General features: G+C 66.6%; 25 protein-coding genes and 1 riboswitch. Of the genes, 12 read left to right on the top strand and 13 right to left on the bottom strand.

Translation table 11 applies throughout. The annotated features are described in order from the left end of the window. Positions 1–42 precede the first annotated feature (42 nt). Entirely contained in the window at positions 43–1,728 is a 1,686-nt protein-coding gene (locus tag GRI40_RS05390) for an ATP-binding protein (protein ID WP_160611445.1), read from the top strand. 6 nt (positions 1,729–1,734) lie between these two features. Here GRI40_RS05390 and GRI40_RS05385 read toward each other — a convergent pair whose 3' ends face one another. Together GRI40_RS05385 and GRI40_RS05380 are read right to left on the bottom strand one after the other, a co-directional pair. Continuing rightward, the gene (locus GRI40_RS05385; RefSeq protein WP_160610392.1) at positions 1,735–2,469 is read right to left on the bottom strand and encodes a radical SAM protein; all 735 of its coding nucleotides are present in this window, start codon (positions 2,467–2,469) and stop codon (positions 1,735–1,737) included. Between the two features lie 140 nt (positions 2,470–2,609). After that, positions 2,610–5,294: a valine--tRNA ligase gene (locus GRI40_RS05380; RefSeq protein ID WP_160610391.1), complete on the bottom strand. Its 2,685-nt coding sequence runs from the start codon at positions 5,292–5,294 to the stop codon at positions 2,610–2,612. 132 nt (positions 5,295–5,426) lie between these two features. On the opposite strand from GRI40_RS05380, the gene GRI40_RS05375 reads away from it, so the two are divergent. The 5 genes from GRI40_RS05375 (at position 5,427) to GRI40_RS05355 (ending at position 9,830) form a co-directional block, all read left to right on the top strand. After that, the gene (locus tag GRI40_RS05375; protein ID WP_160610390.1) at positions 5,427–6,536 is read left to right on the top strand and encodes an ABC transporter permease; all 1,110 of its coding nucleotides are present in this window, start codon (positions 5,427–5,429) and stop codon (positions 6,534–6,536) included. Beyond that, positions 6,533–7,447 (top strand): ABC transporter ATP-binding protein, encoded by a 915-nt coding sequence (locus tag GRI40_RS05370; protein WP_160610389.1) that lies wholly within the window; start codon positions 6,533–6,535, stop codon positions 7,445–7,447. Before GRI40_RS05375 ends, GRI40_RS05370 begins: the two co-directional genes overlap by 4 nt. A 10-nt stretch (positions 7,448–7,457) precedes the next feature. Next, on the top strand, positions 7,458–8,408 hold the full coding sequence (locus tag GRI40_RS05365) for an MlaD family protein (RefSeq protein ID WP_160610388.1): 951 nt from the start codon (positions 7,458–7,460) through the stop codon (positions 8,406–8,408). An 8-nt stretch (positions 8,409–8,416) separates the two neighbouring features. Further along, positions 8,417–9,001, top strand: coding sequence for an ABC-type transport auxiliary lipoprotein family protein (locus tag GRI40_RS05360; RefSeq protein ID WP_202390139.1), 585 nt, complete (start codon positions 8,417–8,419; stop codon positions 8,999–9,001). A 67-nt stretch (positions 9,002–9,068) separates the two neighbouring features. Continuing rightward, positions 9,069–9,236: riboswitch (yybP-ykoY riboswitch) on the top strand. Between the two features lie 24 nt (positions 9,237–9,260). Next, on the top strand, positions 9,261–9,830 hold the full coding sequence (locus GRI40_RS05355) for a TMEM165/GDT1 family protein (RefSeq protein WP_160610387.1): 570 nt from the start codon (positions 9,261–9,263) through the stop codon (positions 9,828–9,830). Here the strand turns inward: GRI40_RS05355 and GRI40_RS05350 are convergent. Genes GRI40_RS05350 through crcB form a run of 6 tightly spaced genes read right to left on the bottom strand, consistent with a single transcriptional unit; the run spans position 9,827 to position 13,568 of the window. Then, a complete protein-coding gene (locus GRI40_RS05350) occupies positions 9,827–10,525 on the bottom strand; it encodes an ATP12 family chaperone protein (protein ID WP_160610386.1) in 699 nt (232 codons plus the stop codon). The two genes, GRI40_RS05355 and GRI40_RS05350, sit on opposite strands and share 4 nt — an antisense overlap. Further along, positions 10,522–10,746 (bottom strand): hypothetical protein, encoded by a 225-nt coding sequence (locus GRI40_RS05345; protein ID WP_160610385.1) that lies wholly within the window; start codon positions 10,744–10,746, stop codon positions 10,522–10,524. Before GRI40_RS05345 ends, GRI40_RS05350 begins: the two co-directional genes overlap by 4 nt. Next, positions 10,743–11,390: an HAD-IA family hydrolase gene (locus GRI40_RS05340; RefSeq protein WP_160610384.1), complete on the bottom strand. Its 648-nt coding sequence runs from the start codon at positions 11,388–11,390 to the stop codon at positions 10,743–10,745. The genes GRI40_RS05345 and GRI40_RS05340 overlap by 4 nt, the downstream gene beginning before the upstream one ends. Then, positions 11,387–11,983: an FMN-binding negative transcriptional regulator gene (locus tag GRI40_RS05335; RefSeq protein WP_160610383.1), complete on the bottom strand. Its 597-nt coding sequence runs from the start codon at positions 11,981–11,983 to the stop codon at positions 11,387–11,389. Before GRI40_RS05335 ends, GRI40_RS05340 begins: the two co-directional genes overlap by 4 nt. Next, entirely contained in the window at positions 11,983–13,152 is a 1,170-nt protein-coding gene (locus GRI40_RS05330) for an RluA family pseudouridine synthase (protein ID WP_160610382.1), read from the bottom strand. The genes GRI40_RS05335 and GRI40_RS05330 overlap by 1 nt, the downstream gene beginning before the upstream one ends. Further along, positions 13,149–13,568 (bottom strand): fluoride efflux transporter CrcB, encoded by a 420-nt coding sequence (gene crcB, locus GRI40_RS05325; RefSeq protein WP_160610381.1) that lies wholly within the window; start codon positions 13,566–13,568, stop codon positions 13,149–13,151. Before crcB ends, GRI40_RS05330 begins: the two co-directional genes overlap by 4 nt. Positions 13,569–13,784: 216 nt before the next feature. Between crcB and rpsU the strand changes: the two genes are divergently transcribed. From rpsU to gatA, 5 genes are all read left to right on the top strand, one after another. Then, on the top strand, positions 13,785–13,991 hold the full coding sequence (gene rpsU, locus GRI40_RS05320; RefSeq protein ID WP_160610380.1) for a 30S ribosomal protein S21: 207 nt from the start codon (positions 13,785–13,787) through the stop codon (positions 13,989–13,991). Between the two features lie 110 nt (positions 13,992–14,101). Further along, on the top strand, positions 14,102–14,683 hold the full coding sequence (locus tag GRI40_RS05315) for an FKBP-type peptidyl-prolyl cis-trans isomerase (protein WP_160610379.1): 582 nt from the start codon (positions 14,102–14,104) through the stop codon (positions 14,681–14,683). A gap of 90 nt (positions 14,684–14,773) precedes the next feature. After that, complete coding sequence (locus GRI40_RS05310) at positions 14,774–16,447, top strand: DUF4153 domain-containing protein (RefSeq protein ID WP_160610378.1); 1,674 nt, start codon at positions 14,774–14,776, stop codon at positions 16,445–16,447. Positions 16,448–16,497: 50 nt separating this feature from the next. Beyond that, complete coding sequence (gatC, locus tag GRI40_RS05305; protein ID WP_160610377.1) at positions 16,498–16,800, top strand: Asp-tRNA(Asn)/Glu-tRNA(Gln) amidotransferase subunit GatC; 303 nt, start codon at positions 16,498–16,500, stop codon at positions 16,798–16,800. Between the two features lie 115 nt (positions 16,801–16,915). Next, on the top strand, positions 16,916–18,403 hold the full coding sequence (gatA, locus tag GRI40_RS05300) for an Asp-tRNA(Asn)/Glu-tRNA(Gln) amidotransferase subunit GatA (RefSeq protein WP_160610376.1): 1,488 nt from the start codon (positions 16,916–16,918) through the stop codon (positions 18,401–18,403). Between the two features lie 42 nt (positions 18,404–18,445). Here gatA and GRI40_RS05295 read toward each other — a convergent pair whose 3' ends face one another. Continuing rightward, the gene (locus tag GRI40_RS05295; protein WP_160610375.1) at positions 18,446–19,087 is read right to left on the bottom strand and encodes a class I SAM-dependent methyltransferase; all 642 of its coding nucleotides are present in this window, start codon (positions 19,085–19,087) and stop codon (positions 18,446–18,448) included. Between the two features lie 119 nt (positions 19,088–19,206). Here GRI40_RS05295 and gatB point away from each other — a divergent pair, with 119 nt between their 5' ends. Beyond that, positions 19,207–20,718 (top strand): Asp-tRNA(Asn)/Glu-tRNA(Gln) amidotransferase subunit GatB, encoded by a 1,512-nt coding sequence (gatB, locus tag GRI40_RS05290; RefSeq protein ID WP_160610374.1) that lies wholly within the window; start codon positions 19,207–19,209, stop codon positions 20,716–20,718. Between the two features lie 18 nt (positions 20,719–20,736). Here the strand turns inward: gatB and GRI40_RS05285 are convergent, their stop codons facing one another. The 4 genes from GRI40_RS05285 to GRI40_RS05270 all read right to left on the bottom strand — a co-directional run bounded on the left by GRI40_RS05285 (position 20,737) and on the right by GRI40_RS05270 (position 25,768). After that, positions 20,737–21,549 carry a sensor domain-containing diguanylate cyclase gene (locus tag GRI40_RS05285; protein WP_160610373.1) on the bottom strand — a complete coding sequence of 271 codons (813 nt, stop codon included), beginning with the start codon at positions 21,547–21,549 and terminating at the stop codon, positions 20,737–20,739. Positions 21,550–21,884: 335 nt separating this feature from the next. Next, entirely contained in the window at positions 21,885–22,526 is a 642-nt protein-coding gene (locus tag GRI40_RS14075) for a helix-turn-helix domain-containing protein (protein WP_160610372.1), read from the bottom strand. A 65-nt stretch (positions 22,527–22,591) separates the two neighbouring features. Further along, positions 22,592–23,518 carry an acyl-CoA thioesterase gene (locus tag GRI40_RS05275; protein WP_160610371.1) on the bottom strand — a complete coding sequence of 309 codons (927 nt, stop codon included), beginning with the start codon at positions 23,516–23,518 and terminating at the stop codon, positions 22,592–22,594. Between the two features lie 150 nt (positions 23,519–23,668). Next, positions 23,669–25,768 (bottom strand): sodium-translocating pyrophosphatase, encoded by a 2,100-nt coding sequence (locus tag GRI40_RS05270; protein ID WP_160610370.1) that lies wholly within the window; start codon positions 25,766–25,768, stop codon positions 23,669–23,671. Between the last annotated feature and the right edge of the window lie 102 nt (positions 25,769–25,870).

Below are 25,870 nucleotides of genomic sequence, written 5' to 3'. Positions count from 1 at the left end.
CCCATGGCCTCCCGACAAGGGAACGCCAGGGGCAGGGCAGTGATGGACGACGTTAACAAGCAGGCTTTCAACGATTTCGAGGACGCGGCGCCCGCTGCTGGCGGCACGTCGAACGCGTCTGCCGAAAACGCGATGCAGCCAATCGGCGTCGTGCTGGAGATCGCGGGTTCGGGATCACAGATTGCGCTCGACCTGCAACGGCTCAACGAATGCATGGCGGATGAAGACCCCTCGGTCGCGCTGGCGGGCCAGGTGGGCAGCCAGATCAAGATCCGCGTCGGCAACGCCTGGCTGCTCGCCAGCGTGCGCAACCAGAAGCAGGATCGGCGCAGCGGCGGCGGCATCATCGCCAACATCGACTTCCTGGGCGAGGGCAACGAGGAAAAGCTGACGGGCCGCATCAACGGGTTCCGCCGCGGCGTCACCCGCTATCCCATTCCGGGTGCGCTGATCTATCCAGCCACGACCGCCGACCTGCGCCAGATCTACGCCAGCGACGGGCGCTCCAACATCCAGATCGGCACGGTCTATCCCACGAAGGATATTCGCGCCGGGCTGTATATCGATGCGATGCTGGGCAAGCATTTCGCGCTGCTGGGATCGACCGGCACCGGCAAGTCGACCAGCGCCGCCCTGATCCTTCACCGCATCTGCGATGCCGCGCCCGACGGGCACATCGTGATGATCGACCCGCACGGCGAATACTCCGCCGCGTTCCGCAATACCGGCCTGATCCTCGACGTCAGCAACCTGCAGATGCCGTACTGGCTGATGAACTTCGAAGAGCACTGCGAGGTGCTCCTCTCCAGCAGCGGCAACGACCGGCAGACCGACCAGGACATTCTGGCAAAGTGCCTCCTGCGCGCCCGGTCCAAGAACCGACTGGCCGAAACGATGGGCAAGATCACCGTCGATTCGCCTGTGCCCTATCTCCTCTCAGACCTCTCCAACGAGGTGCAGAACGAGATGGGCAAGCTCGATAAGGCGACCAATTCGGCGCCGTACATGCGCATCAAGACCAAGCTGGACGAGCTGAAAACCGATCCCCGGTACCAGTTCATGTTCTCCGGCATGCTGGTCGGGGATACGATGGCCGAATTCCTGGCCCGCATCTTCCGCATGCCAAGCGCGGGCAAGCCGATCGCCATCATCGACGTGTCCGGCGTGCCGAGCGACATCACCAGCACGGTCGTCGCCGTGCTGAGCCGCCTGGTGTTCGACTTCGCGATCTGGGGGCGGGAAGAACGCACGCGGCCCATCCTGCTGGTGTGCGAAGAAGCGCACCGGTACGTGCCCAGCGAGAAGAACGCCGACGGATCGTCGGTCGGCAAGATCCTCAGCCGCATCGCCAAGGAAGGCCGCAAATACGGCATCAGCCTGGGCCTCATCACCCAGCGCCCCAGCGACCTTGCCGAAGGCGTTCTGAGCCAGTGCGGCACGATCATTTCCATGCGTCTCAACAACGATCGCGACCAGGCGTTCGTGAAGGCCGCGATGCCCGAAGGCGCGCGCGGGTTCCTCGATTCCATCCCGGCGCTTCGCAACCGCGAGTGCATCATCTGCGGCGAAGGTGTTGCGATTCCGATCCGGGTCAGCTTCGACAACCTCGACGAACAGAAGCGCCCGGCTTCCGAAGACCCGAGCTTCGTGGACCTGTGGCGCCAGAGCGGGGGCGAGGAAGAGCGGGTCCACCGAATCGTCCAGCGCTGGCGCAGCCAGGGCAAGTAACGCCCGTCAGGTCCCCCGCGTGTCGCCGTAGAGGTGGATATGCAGCCGGTCCGAAAGGCGAAAGCCGTGGCGCAGGCACAGGTCCGCCAACCACGACGTGCGTTCGCGCAAGGCGGCGCTGCCGGTACCTTCGGGCATCAGGTAGATGCGGTTCGGCGCGATGGCGAAGCGGGCCTGGATCGCCAGCACCTCTTCCACGTCGGCGGGCCGGGCGATCACGAACTTGAACCAGGCGCGCGGCTCCGCCGCCCAGGCCGACAAACGGACCGGGTCGAGCGCGAGTTCGCGCGCGTTGCCGCTGTGCGCCAGCTTGGGGCTGACCGTGTAGTGTTCGACATACCCGTCGAACCGGCGATGCGGGGCCACGGTGCCGTTTGTCTCCACCTCGATAGCGTAACCGCGAAGACTCGCGGCCAGTTCCGCCAGCGCGGCGCCCTGTAGCAGTGGCTCGCCGCCGGTGATCACCAGCCGGCGCGGAGTATGGCGGTCAATCGCCGCAGCCGTTTCAGCGACCGACAGGGTCACCTGGTTGACCCGGCGATTGAAGGCGATTCCGTCCCGGTGCGGACGCGCGTCCCCTTCGAAGCGCCAGGTATAGGCCGTGTCGCACCAGACGCAGGCGAGATTGCAGCGGCTGAGGCGGACGAAAGTGCACGGGACGCCGGCCGACAGTCCTTCACCCTGGAGCGACGAGAAAATCTCCGGCCCGCCGCTGTTGTCTGTGGCGAGGATGAGGTTCACCGTTCCGCTCCGCCCGCTTGAGACTGGGCCGTGTTACACATGTTACAGGGCCTTTGGGGGTAAAATCCGGGCTAATGCGCCGTCCGTTTCACAGGACAAAGCAACGGAGTGGGCCCGTAAGCGGACTTTTCGCCGCCGGTTCAGCCGAGCCGCTCCAGCGCCGCGCGGATGCGCTCTGATTCCCCTGCGTGATGCGCGTGATCGGCGCGTGCCTTTTCGACCGCCTCGGGCTTCGCCCGCTCCACAAAGCTGGCGTTATTGAGCCGGCCGGCCAGCGCCTGCGCCTCTTTCTCGGACGCGGCGAGTGCTTTGGAAAGGCGGGCTTTTTCGGACGCGATGTCGATCAACCCTTCGAGCGGGATCACGAGCGCGTCGCCGCCCGCGCCGATCTGCATCGCCGCTCCCTCGGGCGCGGGCGCTACGTGCACCGCGGTGAGCCGGGCCACCCGCTCGAGCGCGGCCTGGTTCGCGGACAGGACCCTGGCCGCCGTGTCCGACGGGGTTGCCAGCCAAGCCTCCAGCTTCGTGCCTGGGGCGAGGCCGAGTTCGTTCTTCGCGGTACGCAGGCTGCGCGTCAGGTCGATCAGCCATTCGACTTCGGCCTTCGCCGCCGGATCGGCCGCCGCGTCCGGCGCTGGCCATTGCGCCACGATCAGATCGTATGGCCGCACGTCCCCCGTCAGGCGGGCCTGCGCGTGCCACAGCTCTTCGGTCACGAAGGGCATGAACGGGTGCAGCATGACGAGGATCTGGTCGAGCACCCAGCCGGCGACAGCCTTCGTCTCGTCATCGATCGCGCCCTTGATCAGCTCCAGGTACCAGTCGCAGAAGGTATCCCACGCGAAGTGATAGATGGCGCCAGCCGCGGCGTCGAAGCGCAAGTCGGCCATGGCCTTGTCGAGCAGGGCCTGCGTGGCGACGACTTCGCCCACGATCCAGCGGTTGACGGCGCTGGTCGCGGCGGGCGCGGCCAGCGTCCTGCTGGCGCCGATGCCGTTCGCCTGGCAGAAACGGGCCGCGTTCCACAGCTTGGTGGCGAAGTTGCGGTAACCCTCCACCCGGCTTTCATCCATCTTCACGTCGCGGCCCTGGCTTTCCATCGCCGCCATGAAGAAGCGCAGCGCATCGGCGCCGAACCGGTCGATAAGGCCAAGTGGATCGACCACGTTGCCCTTGGACTTCGACATCTTCTGCCCGTCCGCCGCGCGCACCAGGCCATGGAGGTAGAGCCGCTTCCACGGCTGTTGGCCCATGTTGAAATAGCCCATCATTGCCATGCGAGCATCCCAGAAGAACAGGATGTCGAAGCCGGAAATGAGGAGATCGTTGGGGTAGTGGCGGTCCAGTAGCTCCGTCTGCTCAGGCCACCCAAGCGTGGCGAACGGCCAGAGCGCGGAGGAGAACCACGTGTCCAGCACGTCTTCGTCGCGGGTCAGGGTTACGCCTTCGCCGGCCTGCTCCTGGGCCTCCGCCTCCGTTTCCGCGACGAAGACATTCCCCGCACCATCGTACCAGGCCGGAATCCGGTGCCCCCACCACAGCTGGCGGCTGACGCACCACGGCTGGATGTTCTCCATCCAGTTGAAGAACGTCTTTTCCCAGGTCTTCGGGACAATCTCGATCTCGCCGCTGCGCACCGCCTCGATCGGCTGCTTCGCCAGCGTGGCGGCATCGACGTACCACTGGTCGGTCAGCCATGGTTCGATCACCACGCCGCCGCGATCGCCGAACGGAGTCTGGATCGTGCGGGGTTCGAAGTCCGCCTCCACCGCCGCGCCGTCCACATCGCGCGTCACGTGGGGAATGAGGAAGCCCGCCTCCTTCATCCGCTGCACCACCAGCGCGCGCGCGTCGAAGCGGTCCATGCCGATGAATTCGGCGGGGATCAGCCCATCTGCCGTCTGGACCACGCGCGCTTCGGCATCGAACATGTTGAGCATGTCGCCCGGCCGGATGCCGGCGCGCTTGCCCACTTCGAAATCGTTGAAGTCGTGCCCCGGCGTGATCTTCACCACGCCGCTGCCGAGTTCGGGATCGGCGTGCTCGTCGGCCACCACCGCGAACCGGCGGCCGGTGATGGGCTGGAGGATTTCCTTGCCGATCACGCCTGCATAGCGTGTGTCGTCCGGATGGACGGCCACGGCCATGTCGGCCAGCATCGTTTCCGGCCGGGTCGTGGCGACCTCGACCGCGCCGGAACCATCGGCGAAGGGGTAGCGGAAGCGCCAGAACCCGCCCTTGGTCTCGCGCGTCTCGACCTCCAGGTCGGAGATCGCGGTCTTCAGCCGCGGGTCCCAGTTCACCAGTCGCTTGTCGCGGTAGATCAGCCCCTTGCGGTGCAGGTCGACGAAGACTTTCGTGACCGCGGCGGTGAAGTGCGGGTCCATCGTGAACTGTTCGCGGCCCCAGTCCATCGAACAGCCGAGCCGGCGCAGTTGGCGCGTGATCGTGCCTCCACTCTCCGCCTTCCACGCCCAGACCTTCTCCACGAAATCCTCGCGTGAATGGTTCGTGCGCTTGTCCTGTCGCTCCTCAAGCTGACGTTCCACGACCATTTGCGTGGCGATGCCGGCGTGATCCGTGCCGACCACCCACAGCGCATCCTTGCCGCGCAGTCGTTCGTACCGGATGACCACGTCCTGCAGCGTGTTGTCGAGCGCGTGGCCGATGTGGAGCGATCCGGTCACATTGGGCGGCGGGTTGACGATCGTGAAAGGCTCGGCCCCCGGCCGATCGGGCCGGAACAGGCCGTTCGTTTCCCAGTGGTCGTACCAGCGCGCTTCGATGGCGGCCGGGTCGAAAGTCTTGTCGAGTGCGCTGGTCATCGCGCCGGGCCATGCCAGCGCCCCCGCGCCCGCGCAACGGCCCAGCGCATCGCGGCGGCCGCTCAGCCGCGCAGGGCACTGAATTTCCGACGCTTGTGACGACGCGCGTTTCGCCGCATACGCTGGCGCTGCATGATCGACGGGGCGGACTTCACGATAGACGAGGCGAACGGGGGCCGGCGGCTGGCGCTCTCGGGCAACTACCTCGTTTCGACTATCGCCGGTGTCGACCGGCGCCTGCGCGAAGTGGACGGGCCGCTCGATTCGATCGACCTGTCGGCCGTGCGCGAGATAGATACCGTGGGCACATGGGTGGCGCTGGGCGTCGCGCGGCGCACCGGCGCGCGCGTCACCGGCGCCAGCGAACGGGCCGAGCGGCTTATCGAGGCGCTGGCGGGAACGGAGGCGGAGGGCGATGTCGCACCGGATCGCTTGCCATTTTTCGCCCGAGTTTCCTCCGGCGTGGGGGACCGCGTGTTCGCGGCGGGACGCGGCACGACCAACGCGGTCGGCTTCATCGGGCAGTTCCTGCTCGCGGCCGGCACCCTGATTCGCCACCCGCGCCGTTTCCGCACCACCGCCTTCGTTCGCCAGCTGGAATTGGTGGGCGTCTCGGCGCTCGGCATCATCGGGTTGATGAGCTTCCTTATCGGCATCGTGATCGCACAGCAGGGCGCGGTACAGTTGCAGCAGTTCGGCGCCGAATCGCTAACGGTGAACCTCGTCGGCCGCATCACCTTGCGCGAACTGGGCGTGCTGATGACCGCGATCATGGTCGCCGGCCGATCGGGCAGCGCCTTCGCGGCGCAGATCGGCACGATGAAGCTGACCGAGGAAGTGGACGCGATGCGCACGATCGGCATCTCGCCGATGGAAGCCCTGGTCATGCCGCGCGTACTGGCGGTCACGTTCATGATGATCATGCTTGGCTTCTATTCGTCGTGCATGGCGATCATCGGGGGCGCGGTCGTGGGCGAACTGGCGCTGGGCATTCCGTTCGGCACGTTCCTTGCGCGGGTCAAGGATGTCGTGCCGATCTACGACTTGTGGGTCGGGCTGGTGAAGGCGCCGGTGTTCGGCCTGATCGTGGGAATGACCGGCTGTTACCAGGGCATGAAAGTCAAAGGGAACTCGGAAGAGGTCGGCCTTAGGACGACCAATGCCGTCGTCTTCGCGATCTTCACGGTCATCGTGCTCGACGCGTTTTTCGCCGTGTTCTTCACTAACATAGGTTGGGCATGAGCGACCCGCGCGATTCCGGCCCGCCCGACGACCAGGCGGTTACGCCCGGCCTGTTCGAGGATTTCGGGGATCCCGACGTCAACAGCCGCTACGAACGGTTCCGGGGCGAATATCCCATCGTCGTGGAGGGGCTTACCAACCGCTTCGGCGAACAGACGGTGCACGAAGACCTGTCGCTCAAGGTCCGGCGGGGCGAGATCCTGGGTGTTGTCGGCGGATCGGGCACGGGCAAGTCCGTCCTCATGCGCTCCATCATCGGGTTGCAGACGCCCACAGAAGGGCATGTCGAGGTGTTCGGCCGGTCGCTCACCGACGGGGACCCAGAAGAAGTGGTGGGCGTGCGCAATCGCTGGGGCGTGCTGTTCCAGGGAGGGGCTCTGTTCTCCACCCTGACAGTCGGCGAGAACGTGGAAGTGCCGCTGAAGCAGTTCTATCCCGACATCGCGCCCGACCTGATGCACGAGATCGCCCGGTACAAGGTCATGCTGACCGGCCTCCCCGAAGAAGCTGTCGCGAAATACCCGGCCGAACTTTCGGGCGGGATGCGCAAGCGCGCCGGCCTCGCCCGCGCGCTGGCGCTGGATCCGGAATTGTTGTTCCTTGACGAGCCCACGGCCGGCCTCGACCCGATCGGCGCCGCGGCGTTCGATGTGCTGACGCGCGACCTGCAACGCGCCCTGGGGCTGACGGTGTTCCTCATCACGCACGATCTCGATACCCTGTACGAAATTTGCGACAGGGTGGCGGTGCTGGCGGATCGCAGGGTCATCGCGGTCGGGACGATTCCCGAACTGCTCGAAACCGACCATCCGTGGATCGAGGAATATTTCAACGGTCCACGCGGCCGCGCCGCCCAGGCGAGCCAGGCGCGCGCCAAATCGTTGGACAAGTCCGCGCCGCGCGGGGCATAGGAACAAGCGCATGGAAACAAGGGCCAATCACATCTGGGTGGGAGCGGTGACGCTGTTCCTGCTGGCGGCTCTCGCGGTGTTCATCGTCTGGCTCGCCGGTATCAACAAAGGCGCACAGAACGATTACGACATCTTCTTCCAGCAGTCGGTGGAAGGGCTGGCGAACGGGAGCCAGGTCAGCTTTGCCGGTGTGCCGGCCGGCCAGGTCAAGCAGATCGCGCTGTGGGAAAAGGACCCGCAGTTCGTCCGCGTGCGTATCGCCGTGAATGAAGAGGTGCCGATTCTGGTCGGCACAACGGCCACGATCCAGGGCAGCTTCACCGGGGTTTCGACGATCCTGCTGGACGGGGCACGCAGCGGCGCGCCGCCGATCACCTGCGAGACCACCGCTTGCACCGAAGGTGTGCCGATCATTCCGCCCAAGGCCGGCGGCTTCAGCGCGATCCTCTCAAACGCGCCGCTACTGCTGGAACGGCTGGCCACGCTGACCGAGCGGCTGACGGTGCTGATGTCGGACCGCAACCAGGCCTCGATCGCCGGCATTCTGGCCAACACCAACCAGATGACGGCGGACCTTTCGCAGGCAACGCCGCAGGTACAGCGCACTATGGCCGAGTTGCAGGTGACCTTGCGCGAAGCGGCCGAGTCCCTCGACCAGTTCGAAAAGGTGATGGGATCGACCGATCGCCTGCTCAACCAGGAAGGCCAGAGTCTGGCCGCGCAGCTGCGCACCACGCTGACCTCGGCAGACGGGGCGGCCAAGTCGCTGTCCGCGACGCTGGAGGACGCCCGACCCGCCGCGCGCCAGCTTACCGAAAGTACGCTTCCGGCGGCCGAGGCGACCATCCGCGACTTGCGTGAAACCAGCCGTTCGCTGCGCGCGATCACCGAAAAGATCGAAAGCCAGGGGGCGGGCGGCCTGATCGGCGGGCAGAAGCTGCCTGACTACGAACCGGAATGAGAAACCCGATGATCACTATGAAATCCGGATCGATCCTGTTGGGCAGCCTGCTGCTGGCCGGCTGCATCAGCTTCGGCGGCAAGGTGCCCGAAAGCCTGTTGAGCCTGACGCCGACTCAAACGGTCGCGGCCGGGACCACGATCAGCGGCGACATTGCGCAGGCGATCGCAGTTGAAGAACCGGTGACGCCCCAGCGCCTCGCGGTCAATCGCGTGCCGGTGCAGGTGGACGACACACAGATCGCCTACGTCAAGGATGCGGTGTGGGTGGACAAGCCTTCGCGCCTGTTCCGCCGCCTGCTGGGCGAAACCATCCGTGCGCGGACGGGCCGGCTGGTGATCGACAACAACGATCCGGCGCTCACCCCCACGTACCAGCTTCGCGGCACGCTGATCGATTTCGGCTATGACGCGCGCACTTCGTCCGTCGTCGTCACGTTCGATGCCGTGCGCGACGTGAATGGCAGGCAGGTGACCACCCGCCGGTTCTCCGCGACGGTGCCCAACGTCCTGCCCGAAGCGGCTCCGGTGGGCGCGGCGCTCAACACCGCGGCCAACGACGTGGCGGGCCAGGTCGCCGACTGGATCGGCTGACCTAAACCGAGTTGCGGCCTCCGCGCCGCGCGCCACGATTGCCAGCTCTGGCCGATCCTGCTAGCGAGCGCTTGTCATCTGGGGAGTAGCCCGCCGCGCCCCGCGCGGTTCCTTGCGTCAACACACTCGATCGAGAGATCGTGGCGCAAGGGGACGGTACGCCGTCTGGACGAGACCAATGGCATCATCGTTTTCGCCTGGCCGGGCGGAACGCGGTGGTGCCGTTTGTCGTCTCGATCGCCCGGCCCGGAGACTGTTCATGGACGCGCTTTTGACTTCCACCGCGGTCGTGGCCCTGGCCGAGATCGGCGACAAGACGATGCTGCTCGCGATCGTTCTCGCCGCGCGGTTCCGTCGGCCACTGCCGGTCGTGCTGGGCATCCTGGTGGCAACGCTGGCCAACCATGCCATTGCGGCGTGGTTGGGCCAGGCAGTCGCGGGCCTGCTCGACGGCGCGTGGTTCCGCTACGCGGTGGGCGCCGGCTTTATCGCGATGGCGGCTTGGACATTGGTGCCCGACAAGCTGGACGCTGAGGATGCACCGCGACCGGCGCGCTACGGCGCTTTTCTCACCACGCTGATCGCGTTCTTCATCGTGGAGATGGGCGACAAGACGCAGATCGCCACCATCGCGCTGGGCGCCCGCTATCAGGACCTGGTGGCAGTGGCGGCGGGAACGACAATCGGGATGATGATCGCCAACGTGCCGGCGGTGTTCCTGGGCGACCGCATCGTGGAGAAGGTGCCGCTGAAGACGGTGCGCGTGATTGCCGCGCTGTTGTTCCTCGCCATCGGCATCTGGGTGTTCGTGGAAACCGCGCTGCGCTAGCCGGCGCGGGCGGCCCGGGCGAAGGCCGCGGCGTGGAGGAAGGCGCGCGCACGCTGCTTGCGGCGCGCTTCGGCCTCTGGCTCAACGCCCCACAATTCCGCCTGCCAGGTTTCCTCTAACTCCGCGGCGTCCCACAAGGCTTGCGGGTCCGCGTCGACCTCGAGCGCTCCCAGCCCGACGCACAGCGAGGCAGAGAGCGCAGTCATGACCTCAAGCGCGGCGAGGGTGAACGGATCGATCGTGGTCAGCCGCGCCCGCAGTCGATCGAGGGTGTCCGACGGCTGCGAGCGATGGATGATACCACTGACGCGGTCCATCCGCACGCCCTCGCGTGCCTCGAACGCTGCGACGAGCGGTTCCCAGACCTCCCACTGGCGCCGGTGGAGCGCTTCGTCAGGGTCGGCACGGTAGCACAAGGTGTCGCTCTCGGCGTAGCGCAACAGCTTGGCGATCACTGCCTCGGGATCGCTCGTCACGCTGTCGATTGCATGATCGGCCATGTCGCGCGCGGGAAAGCCGGTCGTGTCGACGGTCTCGCCCTGCGCGCGCCATTCCGCCGCCAGCATCTCCGCCAGCGCGCGCGTGGGCACGATCTGCGGCGCGCCGCCCTGGGTGCGGATGGCGCGCCCGTCCAGCGCGACCTGCCAGCCGCCGCCCGCCTGCTGGATGGCAACCTCGTTCCAGAAGCGCTTCATTGGGGCGGGGTCCGCCAAAGGCGCGCGAGGAGGAAGGGCGCCAGGAACACGTCCACCAGCCCCAGCCCCAGGAAGGCCCAGCCGGCGGAGCGTGGCCAGTCGATTTGACCTTCGATCACCAACAGGCCGAGCACCACCAGAACGGCGCCGAGTACCCGGTGGAATGCCATGAAATAGAATCGCGCCTTGGCCGGATCGCGCGGCGGCCGGTCGTTCGTCATGCAAGCAGGTCCTTCAGTTCGGCCGGGGTTGCAGCGACTGCCTCGGCACCGGCTTCCCGCAATTCGTCCGCCGCGTGATAGCCCCAGGCGACGCCGATGGCGCGGACGCCGGCGGCGCGGGCCATTGCCATGTCGAAGCTGGTGTCGCCGATCATCACGGTGTCGGTCGGCGCAGCCCCCGCCTCGTGCATCGCCGCGTCCAGCATGGCGGGATCGGGCTTGGACGGATGGCGGTCCGCCGTCTGGAGGGGACCGAACAGGTGATCGATACCGTGTCCGGCGAGGCAGGCAGTAAGCCCGCGATCCGATTTGCCAGTCGCCACCGCCAGAATCCATCCACTTGCGCTCAGGTGCTCGAGCACATCGCGCAGCCCCGCGTAGAGCGGTTCCTCCAGCGCGCCGGTCGCGCGCGCGTGGCGGAATGCCGTCTTGTACGCATCGACCGCGGCCGCCTGCCGCGCCGTGTCAACATCGGGGGCGAGCACGCGCACAGCCTGGGGCAGGCTGAGCCCGACGATCCGGCGGATGGCGTTGCGGTCGGGGCGGGACAGGCCGGCTTCGGCGAAGGCAGTCTCCATTGCGTCGCAGACCGCGGCCTGGCCATCGACCAGCGTTCCGTCGCAATCGAACACCGCCAGCCTCACGCCGCGATCGTCCGCATGAGATGCGCCAGGGCGGCGCGGCCGCTTGCCTCCAGCCCCTCGGCGATCGCCTCGCGATCGGCCGGAGATTTCTTCTGCGACAGCTTGATGGTGGGACGCCACGCCTTCACTTCGAGCGCAAATCCGACGATCCCGGCGTGGAGCGTGCGCCACATATCTGGCGGGGTTTCGTCCGCGCTCCAGCGTGCGCCGCCGAGCCGCCCTTCGTGCCGATCGATCAGCGCGTAGAGCAGGGCGTCGAGCGCTTCCCCGTCCAACCGCCGCACAGGACCTTCCAGTTCCAGCGCGACGTAATCCCACGTCGGCACGGTAGCGCGGTCGGTGTACCAGCGTGGGCTGATGTACCCATCGGGCCCGTTGACTGTGACCAGCGCGGTCTCTCCGGCGAGCCAGCGCGTGAGGGCGTTGCCACGCGCCAGGTGAAACTGCACCACCTCATCACGGTAAATCAGGGGCGTATGCGCGACCCGGGGCCCGTCCGGCGTGGCGGCGAAGACCATGCCGAAGCCCACTTCGTCGATAAGCGTCTCCAGGAGGGCGCGGTCATCGCTGCGGAACAGCGGGTTGGGGTGCATCAGCGCTTGCCCGCCGGCTTTCGCGGCACCTTGGTCTTGCGGGCGTTCCGGCCCCCGGCCGCGCGCGCGTCGGCGCGCCCGCGTCGTGTGGGCCGCTGTTCCTTGCGCGCCTGCTTCGCGTGCTGGCGGGCGGCCTGCTTCTTCTCCTCGCGCGAACGTTCGGGCGGCCCTTCCGTGGGGGAAGCATCGCTGAGCGTGATGTCGAAGCCCATTTGCGTCATGCTGGCTGCGAAATGATCCGGCAGTTCCGCGGTCACGTCGATCTTTCCCCCGTCGGGGCTGTCGATGATCAGTCGCCGTGCATGGAGATGCATCTTGCGGCTGATGCTGCCGGTAAGGAACGCCTCCTGCCCGCCGTATTTGCCGTCGCCCACGATCGGGTGGCCGATCGCCGCCATGTGCGCGCGGAGCTGGTGTGTACGGCCGGTGAGGGGCTCGAGCTCCACCCAGGAAACCGCGTTTCCGGCGCGTTCGACCACGCGGTAACGGGTCCTGGCGGGCTGGCCCGCCTCCTCGTCAACGTGCATCTTCTCGCCGCCGGTGCCTGGCTGCTTGGCCAGCGGCGCTTCAATCAGCCCATGCGCCACGTCCGGCACCCCGGCCACCAGCGCCCAGTAGATCTTCTTCGCACTGCGTCCTGAAAAGCGGCGCGAGAAAAACGCTGCGCTGCCTGGCGTGCGGGCGATCAGCAGCACCCCGCTGGTATCCTTGTCGAGTCGGTGGACGAGGCGCGGGCGCGGTTCCTGCCCGAAGGCATCGAGCAGGCCGTCGACATGGGCGGTCGTCTTGGTCCCGCCTTGCGTTGCGAGGCCGGGCGCCTTGTTCAGCACGATGGCTGCGGGCGTCTGGGCGATGACCATTGCCTCGGCCTCCGCGATCTGCTCCGCCGTCAGCTGGCGAATGGGCTTGGAGGGCTTGCCTTTGGGCAAGTCGCCGCCCGGCGGCACGCGAAGCACCTGCCCGGCGGCGAGGCGGTCTTCCGGCTTCGCACGTTTTCCGTCGACCCTGATCTGGCCCGTGCGCGCCCACCTGCTGACGGTCGCGAAGCCCACCTGCGGGAGGTGCCGCTTGAACCAGCGGTCCAGGCGCACGCCATCGTCGTCGGCCGCGACGGTGAACTGGCGCACGTCGCCACTTGCACCGGCGGCTGGGGTGTTTTCCGAAGTCATGTCAGGCGCATCGCGATAAGTCCGAGATAGAGGCCGGTGAGGCCTGCGAGGACCGACACGGCGGCATAGGCGAACGCGCTCGCCGCCTGCCCCCGTTCGATCAGCAGCATCAGTTCTAGGCTGAAGCTGGAAAAGGTCGTGAAGCCCCCCAGCAGACCCACCCCGATCAGCAGGCGTGCGCCTTCGCGCCCCTCGCCGTGGCGCGCCAGCCAGCCTGCGAGCAGACCCATCGCAAGGCTGCCGATCACGTTGACCGCCAGTGTCGCCCACGGAAACGCCGTCATGGCGGCAGGACCGAAGGCACGGGTCATTCCGCGGCCCACCTGATAACGCAGCAGCGCGCCCGCGCCGCCGCCGGCGAACACCAGGGCGCTGGCCGCCAAGGGGCTGGCGGCAAATGTCGGGGCGGTGGTCATCCTGCCTCGCGCCTTAGCCGCCGCGCCACGCCGTGCATAGGCATCCGCATGCTTTGAACGAACAGGCGCACTTGCAGAATCGCATTCGAGGGGTTAAGGGCGCGCGGCCCGCGGGACATCCGTCATGGATGCCTCGCCCTTTTCGTTATGTTTCCAAGGGCGCATCCCCGCTGTATCCGGCGGGCTCTGCGGCTTTGTTGTGAGGTGTCAGAGTACATGCAAATCATCGTTCGCGATAACAACGTCGACCAGGCCCTGCGCGCGCTCAAGAAGAAGCTGCAGCGCGAAGGCGTTTATCGCGAAATGAAGCTGCGCCGCCACTACGAAAAGCCGAGCGAGAAGCGCGCCCGGGAAAAGGCCGCCGCCGTTCGCCGCGCCCGCAAGATGGATCGCAAGCGCGCGGAGCGTGACGGCACCAAGTAAGGCCGTTTCGCGGTGGGGCCGGGTGATACAGACACCTTGCACCCGGCACATCCCTAAGGCATCGGGGCGCGGCGCAAGTCGCGCCCTTTGCATTTGTGCAGGATCTTTCGATGACCGACATCACCCGCGTTCCCCTGCAGTCCATCGCCCGCGGGTCGCTCACCAAGCTGTGGCTGGCCATCGCGGCGGCGGTATTGCTGGCAGCCGGTCTTGCCTGGGCGGCGCTGCCGGGCGGGGTGGAAGTTGATACGATTGCCGAAGGCACGGGACCTTCTCCGACCGCCGAGGACGTGGTTTTCGTCAAGTACACCGGCAAGCTGGCCGATGGCACGGTGTTCGACCAGTCGCAGGCCCTGCCGTTCCCCACCGGCGGGATCATTCCCGACGGCATGCCGATGCAGGTTTCGGGCGTTGTGCCAGGCTTTTCCGAAGCGCTGCAGAAGATGCAGAAGGGCGGGAAGTACCTGGTACGGATTCCCGCCGACAAGGCCTATGGCGCCTCGCCGCCTCCGGGCGCGCCGATTCCTCCCAACGCCGATCTCGTGTTCGAGGTCGAACTCGTGGATTTCATGAGCGAGGCTGACGCGCAGCGCCGGTTCCAGGTGTTGCAGCAGATGATGCAGGGCCAGCAGCAGGGCGCTCCGGGCCAGCCCGCGCAGCCCCAGGCGGGCGCGCCCTCCGCACCGCAATAATCACGCAATTTCACCGATCGATCAGCCTTTGCTCATGCCTGCGGCTGGTCAGAACGCTAACCCGAGCGGCAATTGCTGAAGGGGGAACGCATGGCGACCGAATCGGAACTGCGTGAAGAATGGCCGCTGCGGCCGTGGTATCTTGCCGGCCTCCTGGCCCTGGCAGGCCTCGGCATTCATTTCGCGAGCGGCGGGCGGGGGCCTGACACCGGCGTACCCTGGCGCGCTGCGCTCTCGGCGCTGCTCTTCTTCGGGCCGATGGCCTTTGCCTTTACGGCGGATCGGGATCGGTGGAAGGGGCCGCTCGCGTTCGCCGCCGTCGTCGGTCTCGTCATGGCAGGGCTCGCATGGCGCGCGGTGGGGGGCGGCGATTCCTACGCAACGCCGCATTTTGCGTTCATCGCCGGTCTGATCGCGACGGGCATCGCGGTGCCCCTGTTCCAGAGCGGGTTTCACCGCACGCGATTCGATACGCCATACGCGCAAATACACGGTCATGCCTGGCGCGATGCGATCGGGGCGGCAGGCGCGCTTGCCTTCACCGGTGCGTCCTGGCTCCTCCTGCTCGTGCTGAGCGAACTGTTCCACCTCTTGCGGATCGACGTGCTGCGAGACCTTATGCGTGAAGGCTGGTTCGGCTGGACGTGGTCGGGCGCGGCATTCGGCGCCGCACTGGGCGTTTTGCGGAACGAGGCGCGCATCATCGGCACGCTGCAGCGCGTGGTGATGGTCATCATGTCGATCCTTGGCGTGCCGCTGGCTCTAGCCCTGGTGGTGTTCCTGGTGGCGATGGCGGTTTCCGGGCCGGATGTGCTGTGGTCCGCCACGCGGAGCGCCACCCCCGTATTGCTGACATGCGCCGCCGGGGCATGGCTCATCGCCAACGCGATCATCCGCGACACCGACGCGGAGATGAGCGGCAACCGCGCCCTGCGTGCCGCGGGCATGGTGCTCGTCCTCGTGGTCCTGCCGCTGACGGCCTTTGCGGCATTCTCGCTGGGGACGCGCGTTGCGCAACACGGGCTCAGCCCGGAGCGCCTGTGGGGTCTTATCGCCATCGCGGTCGCCTGTGCTTATGGCCTCGCCTGGTTCGTCGCGGTTGTGCGCGGCTGGCGCGGCGGCGCGTGGCTGGACCGCGTGCGTCAGGCGAACTTACACCTGGCGGCGGTGGTCTGCGTCGTCGCGCTGGTGCTCTCGCTGCCACTGGTGGACTTCGGCGCGATCAGCGCGCGCAACCAGGTCGCGCGTCTGGAAAGCGGCGCGGTGAGCGCGGAAGATTTCGACTACGCCGCGCTGCGCTGGGATTTCGGCGACGCGGGTCGCAGGGCCTTGCGCGCTCTGGCCGAAAGCAAGGACGGTGCCATCGCCAGCAAGGCGCGCGAGGCACTGGCACTCGCCGCGCGGCCCTATCCCTCGTTCGACCGTTCGACAGTCCCAGACTTCCGCCTGCGGATGCAGGTGCCCGATGCGGCGCTGGAGCGGGCGATCCGCCGTTATTTGCAGGCAAATCCGTGGATGTGCCCCGACTTCTGCGTGGCTGTGGACACCGGCACTGCAGGCGGGGCCCGATCGGTTGCGCTGGTCACGCCCACGGGGGTGCAGTTGGCGCGCTTCCGCACGTCGGACCTCGTCCCGTTCCCGCCCGACCCCGTCGCCGCGCCCCCCGCCGTGGCGGAACTGGAAAACGCGCGGGTCGAGTTGCGCACACGGCCGATGCGGCAGATCTACGTCAACGGGCGGGCTGTGGGTGGGCCATTCGAGTAAGCGACGCGGGGGCGCTTGAAGGACCGGGCGCGCGCCGCTAACGCCCGGCCATGTCCGTTACCCGCGAAACTGTTGCCAAGATCGCCAGCCTGGCGCGCATCGAGATGGATGCGCCGGCGCTCGATCACATGGTGCCCGAATTGAACGCTATCCTCGATTGGGTGGAACAACTGGGAGAAGTGGACACCAGCGGCATCGAACCGATGACCGCGGTGATCCCGAACACCCTGCGGCTGCGCGACGACGTGGTCGATGCCGATCCGCTGACCGGCGGCGGCATTCGCGAAAAGGTTCTGGCAAACGCGCCGGCGGCCGAACACGGCTTCTTCGGCGTGCCGAAGGTGATCGAGTGATGCATCCACCTGTCGGCGTTCGCCCGGTGGCTTTCGACAGGCCGTCTTTCTCGCTCGTTACGGCGCCAGGCCTGGATCGCCACTCCCGCAAATTCGGCACGAACGGAATCCTGCCATGAGTGATGTGACCGACCTGGGCGTCAAGGCGATCCGTGACGGCGTAGCCGCCGGAACCTTCACCGCGCGCGAAGTGGCCGAGGCCTTTAACGCCAATGTCGCGGCGGCGCAGGATGCGCTGAACGCATTCATCGTCGCCACGCCGGACAAGGCGCTGGAGGCTGCCGACGCGGTCGACGCGGCCCGCGCGAAGGGCGAAACGCTTGGCATCATGGCTGGCGTGCCAATCGGCATGAAAGACCTGTTCGCCACCGAAGGGGTGCAGACCACCGCGGCGAGCCACATGCTCGAAGGGTTTATCCCGCAATACGAAAGCACCGTTTCGGCCAACCTGTGGCGCGCCGGCGCGGGGATGCTGGGCAAGCTCAACCTCGACCAGTTCGCTATGGGCTCGTCGAACGAGACCAGCCATTTCGGCAACGTGGTCAGCCCCTGGCGGCGGAATGATGGCGGCAACGCGCCCTTAGCGCCGGGCGGATCCTCGGGCGGTAGCTCGGCCGCAGTCGCGGCGCGGCTGTGCCCGGCGGCGACCGGGACTGACACCGGCGGATCGATCCGGCAGCCCGCCGCCTTCACCGGTATTTCGGGCATCAAGCCCACGTATGGCCGGTGCAGCCGCTGGGGTGTCGTCGCGTTTGCCAGCAGCCTCGATCAGGCCGGCCCGATGGCGCGTGACGTGACGGATTGCGCCATCATGCTGGAAGCGATGGCTGGTTTCGATCCCAAGGATGCGACCAGCCTCGACTTGCCCGTGCCGCAATGGGAGGCGTCACTCGATCCCGACATGCGGGGCAAGCGGATCGGCATTCCGCGCGAATACCGGATGGACGGCACCGACTCTGAAATCCTCAAGAGCTGGGACGATGGCATTGCCTGGATGCGGGACGCCGGCGCCGAGATCGTCGAGGTGAGCCTGCCGCACACCAAATACGCATTGCCTGCCTATTACATTGTCGCCCCCGCCGAAGCGTCGAGCAACCTCGCCCGCTACGACGGGGTGCGGTATGGCCTGCGCGATCTGCCAACCGGCGCCGGCCTGCAGGACATGTATGCCGCCACGCGCGCCGCCGGGTTCGGGGACGAGGTCAAGCGCCGCATCCTCATCGGCGCTTATGTGCTGAGCGCGGGCTTCTATGACGCGTATTACAACCAGGCCCAGCGCGTCCGCACGCTGATCGCCGCTGACTTCGCCGCGGCGTTCGAGGTATGCGACCTCATCCTGGCGCCCACTACCCCGACGGCCAGCTTCGCGCTGGGCGAAAAGATGGACGATCCGCTGGCGATGTACCTCAACGACGTGTTCGCCGTGCCGGCCAGCCTTGCAGGTCTGCCCGCGATGAGCGTGCCGGCCGGGCTCAATGGCCAGGGTCTGCCCCTGGGGTTGCAGCTGATCGGCCGCGCCTTTGACGAACAGGGCGTGCTGAACGCCGGGCTCGCCATCGAACAGCGCGCCGGCTTCACTGCCCGGCCCGAACGGTGGTGGTAGAAACGAACGATGTGGGGGCCACGAATACTGCCCCGGGCGCAACTACCGCGTCGATTCTTTCTTCACCGCGATCACGTATTGCATCGCCGTGAATCGCTCCAAAAGGCCGAAGGTCGCGGCGTTGAAGTAACGCCCCTTGCGCCGCCCGATATTGGCCTGAACCGCCTGCAGCTTGAGGCCGGAGCAGGTGGCCAGCGCGATGGCGCTGTGGCGCGTGAACCAGCGCAAATGGGTGCGATCGCGGATACCAGCATCCTCGTAATCGAAGCGGCCACGCAGGAGCAGCGGTGCGACAACTTCCCACGCGCTCATGTTGGGCACGCTTATGATCATGGTGCCCTGATCTGTCATGGCGCGATCGAGCGCGTGGACGGTGCGCCACGGGTCCTTGAGATGTTCGAGGACGTCGAGCGCCAGGATCGTGTCGAACGGGCCGTTGCGCACCAGCGCGTCTTCCAGCGCGGCGTGATCGTCGAAATCGACCGCTTCGCCGTCGACGCCGGGCAGGCGATGTTCGGCCACCTGGTCGAGCAGCACGGCGCGCGTGGCGCGGCCCTGCGCGCACAACGCGGCCGATGTTGCACCCCTTCCTCCACCGAAATCGAGTACCGCCCCCGCGTTCGCCGGCACCAGCGGCAACACGTCGCGGCGAACCAGATCGTGGTAATCGGAGCGGAATGCCATAAGTTCGTGGTCACGCGTGTCGGGAATCTGCGCGACACAGGGCTAGCGTCGGCTCGCTCCAATCCGTAAAGCGCTGGGCAGAGCCTGTCCAGCAGACCAGAACGGTTGCCCCAAACACAATGAACACATCGACTTACCGCATCCACGGCGCAACCGGCGAATGGGAGGTCGTGATCGGCCTCGAAGTTCACGCCCAGATCACTTCGGCCGCCAAGCTGTTCTCCGGCGCCGCAACCGCCTTCGGTGCGGAGCCCAACTGCCAGGTCAGCCTGGTCGATGCGGCCATGCCCGGCATGTTGCCGGTCCCCAACCGCGAATGCATCCGCCAGGCGGTGCGGACGGGCATGGCGATCGAGGCAGAGATCAACCGGTGGAGCCGGTTCGATCGCAAGAACTACTTCTACGCCGATCTGCCGCAGGGATACCAGATCAGCCAGCTCTACCACCCGCTGGTGGGCGAAGGCGCGCTGACGATCGAGGCGGACGAGAAAGCCGGCATTCCCGCTGACAAGCGGATCGGCATCGAACGCATCCATGTGGAACAGGATGCCGGCAAGCTGATGCACGATCAGCATCCGAGCATGTCCTATGTCGATCTCAACCGCAGCGGCGTCGCGCTGATGGAAATCGTCAGCCGCCCGGACATGCGCTCCCCCGCCGAGGCGGGTGCCTATGTGCGCAAGCTCCGCAGCATCCTGCGCTATGTCGGCAGCTGTGACGGGAACATGGAGGAAGGCTCCATGCGCGCCGACGTCAACGTTTCCGTGCGCCGGCCGGGTGCGCAGTTCGGCACCCGGACGGAGACGAAAAACGTCAATTCCGTCCGCTTCGTCATGGCGGTGATCGAGCAGGAGGCTCGCCGCCAGGTGGACCTGATCGAGGATGGCGGCGCCGTGGTGCAGGAAACGCGTCTCTACGATCCGGATCGTAATGAGACCCGCTCCATGCGCAGCAAGGAAGACGCGCACGATTATCGTTACTTCCCCGATCCCGATCTCCTGCCGCTGGAGCTGGACGAAGCGTTCCTGGACGATTGCCGGGCGAGCTTGCCGGAACTGCCCGATGCCAAGCGGCGGCGCTATATCGAACAGCTCGGCCTCAGCCCCTACAATGCCGGGCAGCTCACCGCCGAGGTCGAGGGGTTTCGGCGCTTCGAAGGGCTGCTGGCGGCGACTGCGGAGGCGCTCGGGAAACCGGAGAGCGACGTCGCGACACAGGTCGCCAACTGGACGCTGTCGATCGCGCCGGGCGTCATGAAGGCGCTGGGCCGCGATGCGGACCCGGCGCACAACACGCCCGCCGCGAGCGCGGCAATCCTGAAGATGCAGGCCGCGGGCGAGATCAGCGGCGGGCAGGCGAAGGAGATCTACGAGATCGTGCTCCGCACCGGGCGCGGGCCGGAGGAGATCGCCGAAACCGAAGGGCTGCGCCAGCAGTCCGATACTGGCGCGATCGAGGCGGTCATCGCCGGGGTTCTGGCCGCCAACGAAGACAAGGTCGCCGAATACCGCGGTGGCAAGGACAAGCTGTTCGGCTTTTTCGTCGGCCAGGCGATGAAGGCCATGCAGGGCAAGGGCAATCCCGCCGTCGTCAACCAGTTGCTGAAGGGCGCGCTGGGCACCCCCGACTGACCGCTTGATGCGCCTGCGTCAGGCGGCGGACTGGCGCGGCGGCGTGGCCCATTCCAGCCGGTTGCGGCCGCGCGATTTCGCGGTCAGCAGGGCCAGTTCGGCCGCGCGCAGGCAGGTGTCCGCATCGCCTCCGAACGGGGCGAGTCCCGCGCTCGCCGTCAATCGATGGCTGTCGCGGAGACCCAGGTTCATCGAGCCGATCTCGTCGATTACCCGCCGGCATGCGGCACTCGCCTGTTCGGCACCGGCTTCGGGCAAGAGCACGCCGAACGTGCCCCCGTCGATCCGGCTGAGGATGTCGTCGGGCTGCAGCAGTGCCCGCAGCAACCGGGCGAACGCGACCAGCACCCGGTCGCCCCCGCTGTGCCCGTGGCGCAGATTGACGGCGCGGAAGTGATCGAGATCGAACAGGGCGAGGTGGCCGGCGGCGCCATCCTCCAGCAGATGGGCCAGCATCCGCACGAACGCACCGCGGTTCGTGAGGCGGGTCAACGGGTCGGTCATCGTCACGGCGAACAGCCGGTCCTCCAGAGCGCGCCGATCGGCAATGGAGCGCAGGATGCCAACCGCGCCAGTGGCGCCGGGAAGTCCGCCCAGTCTCAGTTCCATCGCCTCGGCCGTGCCGTCCGGCCGGTTCACCAGAACCTCCATCCATCCCGATCCCGGTTTTCCGGCAAGCGCGGCGGCGTGTTCAGCCACCACGAAATCCGCGTAGGAAGGGTGGATGAGATCGAGCAGGTGTCGACCACGCGGGTTTTCCGGCCAGGCCTGGTCAGGAGTCGTGTACCCGGCAACCGCATGAACGATCCGGCCGCGGCGATCGGTTCGCATGACCAGATCGGTCGGGCTGTTCGCAACCAGCCGATACAGGGCCGAGCATTCGCCCGGCGACAATGTGCCCCACATTCGAATCAGCCCCCCGATCCAGGCGAGTCGCTCGGGTTCCCGGCACGAACGACAGCGCTAAAACTCAAGTCGGCGTAAGACGAAGCTAACGCCAAGTTCGCTCGGACAAGATCCCTACGCCCGAGGTTTACAAATCAGAGTTAGCTGCGCCGTTATGTCAACCTAACGAACTGTTTTAGCAACATAAATCATGATTCGTTAACGATGTTGTTCTTTTGCCAATTCAGTGACGAACGCAATAGAAATCGGGGTATAACTTCCTAGAGCTCGATCATGATGCGTACGCGTGACGGTTCCACGCCATACGCCTCTGCGATGCGGCGTCGGCTTCCATCGAGTATTTCCGGCGATCCTGATGGAGACGGTTCGAGCCCGCCCGGAGTGACGCCCAGTGCTTCGGCCAAGGCGCTCAACCGCCGGTCCGCGGGACGGGACTTGCCGTGTTCCCAGGCCCACACGGTGGGCTTGCTGACGCCAAGGCGGTTCGCGATGTCTGCCAGCGACAATCCCCGTTCCCGACGCAGACGGTGGAGGCGCTGGCCGAAATCTTCAGGCAGCGTGTCGGGTGCCGGGGTTCCCGACGCCTCGCCGCGCAACTGCGCCGCCGCCAGGGCCGCCGCGCCCAGCGGCTGGTCAAACCGGCATCCGTACATCGGCGCGTCCGCCCAAATGACGGTCGCCTCCGTTATGCCGGTCTCGGGAAGCTCGACCGCGAAGCGTGACCCGGCCTCGAGCGACTCATCCGTCTGGATCAGCAGCCCGGTCGCCGAAAGGTTATGGACCGTGACGGCTGCCGCATTGCCCTGCGCGAACCGGCCGCTCACCCCCAGCCGTAGGGCGCGCCGCGAAGCGTCCCTGCGATCAGCGGCTTCCACATCTTCAAATGCGGCTTCGAATGTCACCTGCGATCCCTCGTGCGATTGTTTTGCGCACGTTCGGGGATCGGAGTTAAGACAAGGTTAGTTTCTCAGCCCGCCGGTCGCGTGTGAGGCTCGACCCGCCGGATCATCCCTTCCTGCGCCACGCTCGCCACCAGGCGGCCGCCCTGGAATATCTGTCCGCGATTGAATCCGCGGCTTCCGCCCGACCATGGGCTGTCGCAGGAGTACAGGAGCCACTCGTCTGCCCGGAACGGGGCGTGAAACCAGATCGCATGATCGAGGCTGGCGCTTTTCACCTCCCCGCGCATCCACGACAGGCCGTGTGGCATGACGCTGGTGCCCAGCAACTGCATGTCGCTGAGGTATGCGAGCACCGCGCGATGGATGGGCTGATCGTCCGGCAGCGGTGCGCGGGCACGAAACCATGCGTGCTGCACCGGTTCCAGCGGCTCTTCGTTCAGCCAGTGCCGGCCGGTGGTGGACTTGATTTCGATGGGACGGGCCTCGGTAAACCAGTGACGGACCTTTTCCGGCATGCGATCGGCGACGCGGAGGCGGAGGATTTCGTCGCTTTCCAGCTCGTCCGGCCCGGGCACTTGCGGGGGTTCGGCGCGCTGGTGCTCCAGGCCGGGCTGGTTTTTCTGGAAACTGGCGGTGAGGTTCAGGATCGGCTGCATCGCACCGTCCGGCCCCGGCTGGCTGGCGACCACGCGGCGGTTGGAGAAGCTGCCGCCGTCGAGTTGACGGTCCACCGTCAGTTCGATCGGATGGTCCTCGTTGCCGCCGCGCAGGAAATAGGCGTGAAGCGAATGGGCCGCGCGATCCGCGCTCACGGTGCGCTCCGCCGCAATCAGCGCCTGTGCGATGACCTGCCCGCCGAATACGCGGCCGACGCCGCCCTTCTTGCGTGGACCTTCGAAGCAGTCCTCTGCAAGCGGCGCCGGATTCAGCAGGGCGACGAGATCGGCAACGAGTTGCTCGTCGCTTGGCGTGGGGACGGTCTGACTGGTCATCGCCGATCGCATTGGGCGGGCTTTACGTTTCCGTCAACCGCCCGGGCGTGACCATCGTCCGCTGGCCGTTGGCTCGAGGCCGCGATGAAAAAAGCCCCGCCCCGTGGTGCACGGGGCGGGGCGATCTTCACTGGCGGTGCGGCGCGCTTACTATTGCGCCGCGTAGAGTGCCGCGAGGAGCAGAAGTGCCACGATGTTCGTGATCTTGATCATCGGGTTCACTGCCGGGCCGGCGGTGTCCTTGTAGGGATCGCCCACCGTGTCGCCGGTCACCGCGGCCTTGTGGGCTTCGCTACCCTTGCCGCCGTGGTGGCCGTCCTCGATGTACTTTTTCGCGTTGTCCCACGCTCCGCCGCCGGCTGTCATCGACAGCGCCACGAACAGTCCGCCCACGATCACGCCCAGGAGCAGCGCCCCCAGCGCGGCAAAGCCGTTGGCCTGCCCGGCGATGGCAGTGATCGCGAAATAGACCACGATCGGCGCCAGCACCGGCAGCATCGAGGGGACAATCATCTCCTTGATGGCTGCCTTGGTGACGAGATCGACCGTGCGGGCATAGTCAGGCTTCGATTCGAACGTCATGATGCCGGGGTTGGCGCGGAACTGTTCGCGCACATCCTTCACCACGTCACCCGCCGCGCGCCCGACCGCGGTCATGCCCATCGATCCGAACAGGTACGGCAGCAGCGCGCCGAGCAGCAGCCCGACGATCACGTAGGGGTTCTCCAGGCTGAAATCGACGGTAAGGTCGGGGAAGAACTCCCTCAAGTCGGTGGTGTAGGCGGCGAACAGGACCAGCGCGGCGAGGCCGGCCGATCCGATGGCGTAGCCCTTGGTAACCGCCTTGGTGGTGTTGCCCACTGCGTCGAGCAGGTCCGTCTTCTCGCGCACGCTGTCGTCGAGCCCTGCCATTTCGGCGATGCCCCCGGCATTGTCGGTGACGGGGCCATATGCGTCGAGCGCGACGACCATCCCGGCCAGCGCAAGCATCGCGGTCGCGGCATAGGCAATGCCGATGAGGCCCGCGAGCTGATAAGCAATCACGATGCCCGCCACGATCACCAGCGTGGGGAGCGCGGTCGCTTCCATGCTGATGGCCAGGCCCTGGATCACGTTGGTGCCGTGGCCCGTCTCAGATGACTTGGCGATCGAGCGTACCGGACGGTAGTTCGTGCCCGTGTAGTATTCGGTGATCCAGATGATCAGGCCGGTGATGACCAGGCCCAGCAGCGCGCACCAGAACAGGTCCATCGCGCTGAAGGTCGTCGTCCCCGCGGTAAGCTGCGTGTCCATGCCGCCGAGCGCGGCGGTGAACGCCCACCAGATCGCCGGAATGGCAAGGACGGCGCTGACGAGGAAGCCCTTGTACATGGCCCCCATCACGTTCTTTCCGCCGCCCAGGCGCACGAAATAGGTGCCGATGATCGAAGTGACGATGCACACGCCGCCGATCAGGAGCGGCAAGCTCATCATCGGCATCAGGAGGTCGCCCAGCGTACCCATCAGCAGGGCGGTGAGCACCATCGTTGCACCCACGGTGACGACGTAGGTCTCGAACAGGTCGGCCGCCATGCCGGCGCAGTCGCCCACGTTGTCGCCGACGTTGTCGGCAATCACCGCGGGGTTGCGCGGATCGTCTTCCGGGATGCCCGCTTCGACCTTGCCGACGAGATCCGCGCCGACGTCCGCCGCCTTGGTGAAGATGCCGCCGCCCAGGCGCGCGAAGATCGAGATCAGCGACGCGCCAAATGCGAGCGCCACGAGGGCGTCGATCACAACGCGGTCGTTTGGCGCGTAACCCATCGTGCTCGTCAGGATCCAGAAGAAGACCGCGATGGCGAGCAGGGCGAGGCCTGCCACCAGCAGGCCGGTGATCGCGCCGGCGCGGAAGGCCATGGTCAGCCCCGGCTGCAAACCGGTGCTGGCAGCCTGCGCCGTGCGGACGTTGGCGCGAACGGAAATATTCATGCCGATGAAGCCGGCCACGCCGGACAGGATCGCGCCGACCACGAAACCGGTGGCGGAGATCGTCCCCAGGAACACTGCCACCAGCACGGCAACGACAATGCCCACTACGGCGATCGTGAGGTACTGGCGGCGCAGGTATGCCTGTGCCCCTTCCTGGATGGCCGCGGCAATTTCCTGCATCTTGGCGTTGCCGGCCGAGGCGCCGAGCACCTGGCGGCTTGTGACGACGCCATAGACGACCGCCAGCGCGCCGAGAATTATCGATATCAGAACTAGATCCACGGCAAAGTCCCCTCCTGCTTACGTGGAAAATCGCCGCGTCTCCCAACACGGCGAAGAGATGGCGAGCATAGGGCAGCGACTCGGACGCGCAAGTGCCAAAAA

Source organism: Tsuneonella aeria, from assembly GCF_009827495.1.
Taxonomy (GTDB): domain Bacteria; phylum Pseudomonadota; class Alphaproteobacteria; order Sphingomonadales; family Sphingomonadaceae; genus Tsuneonella; species Tsuneonella aeria.
The sequence above is the reverse complement of the archived record's forward strand: the minus strand, read 5'-3'. Positions and strand labels throughout refer to the sequence as shown.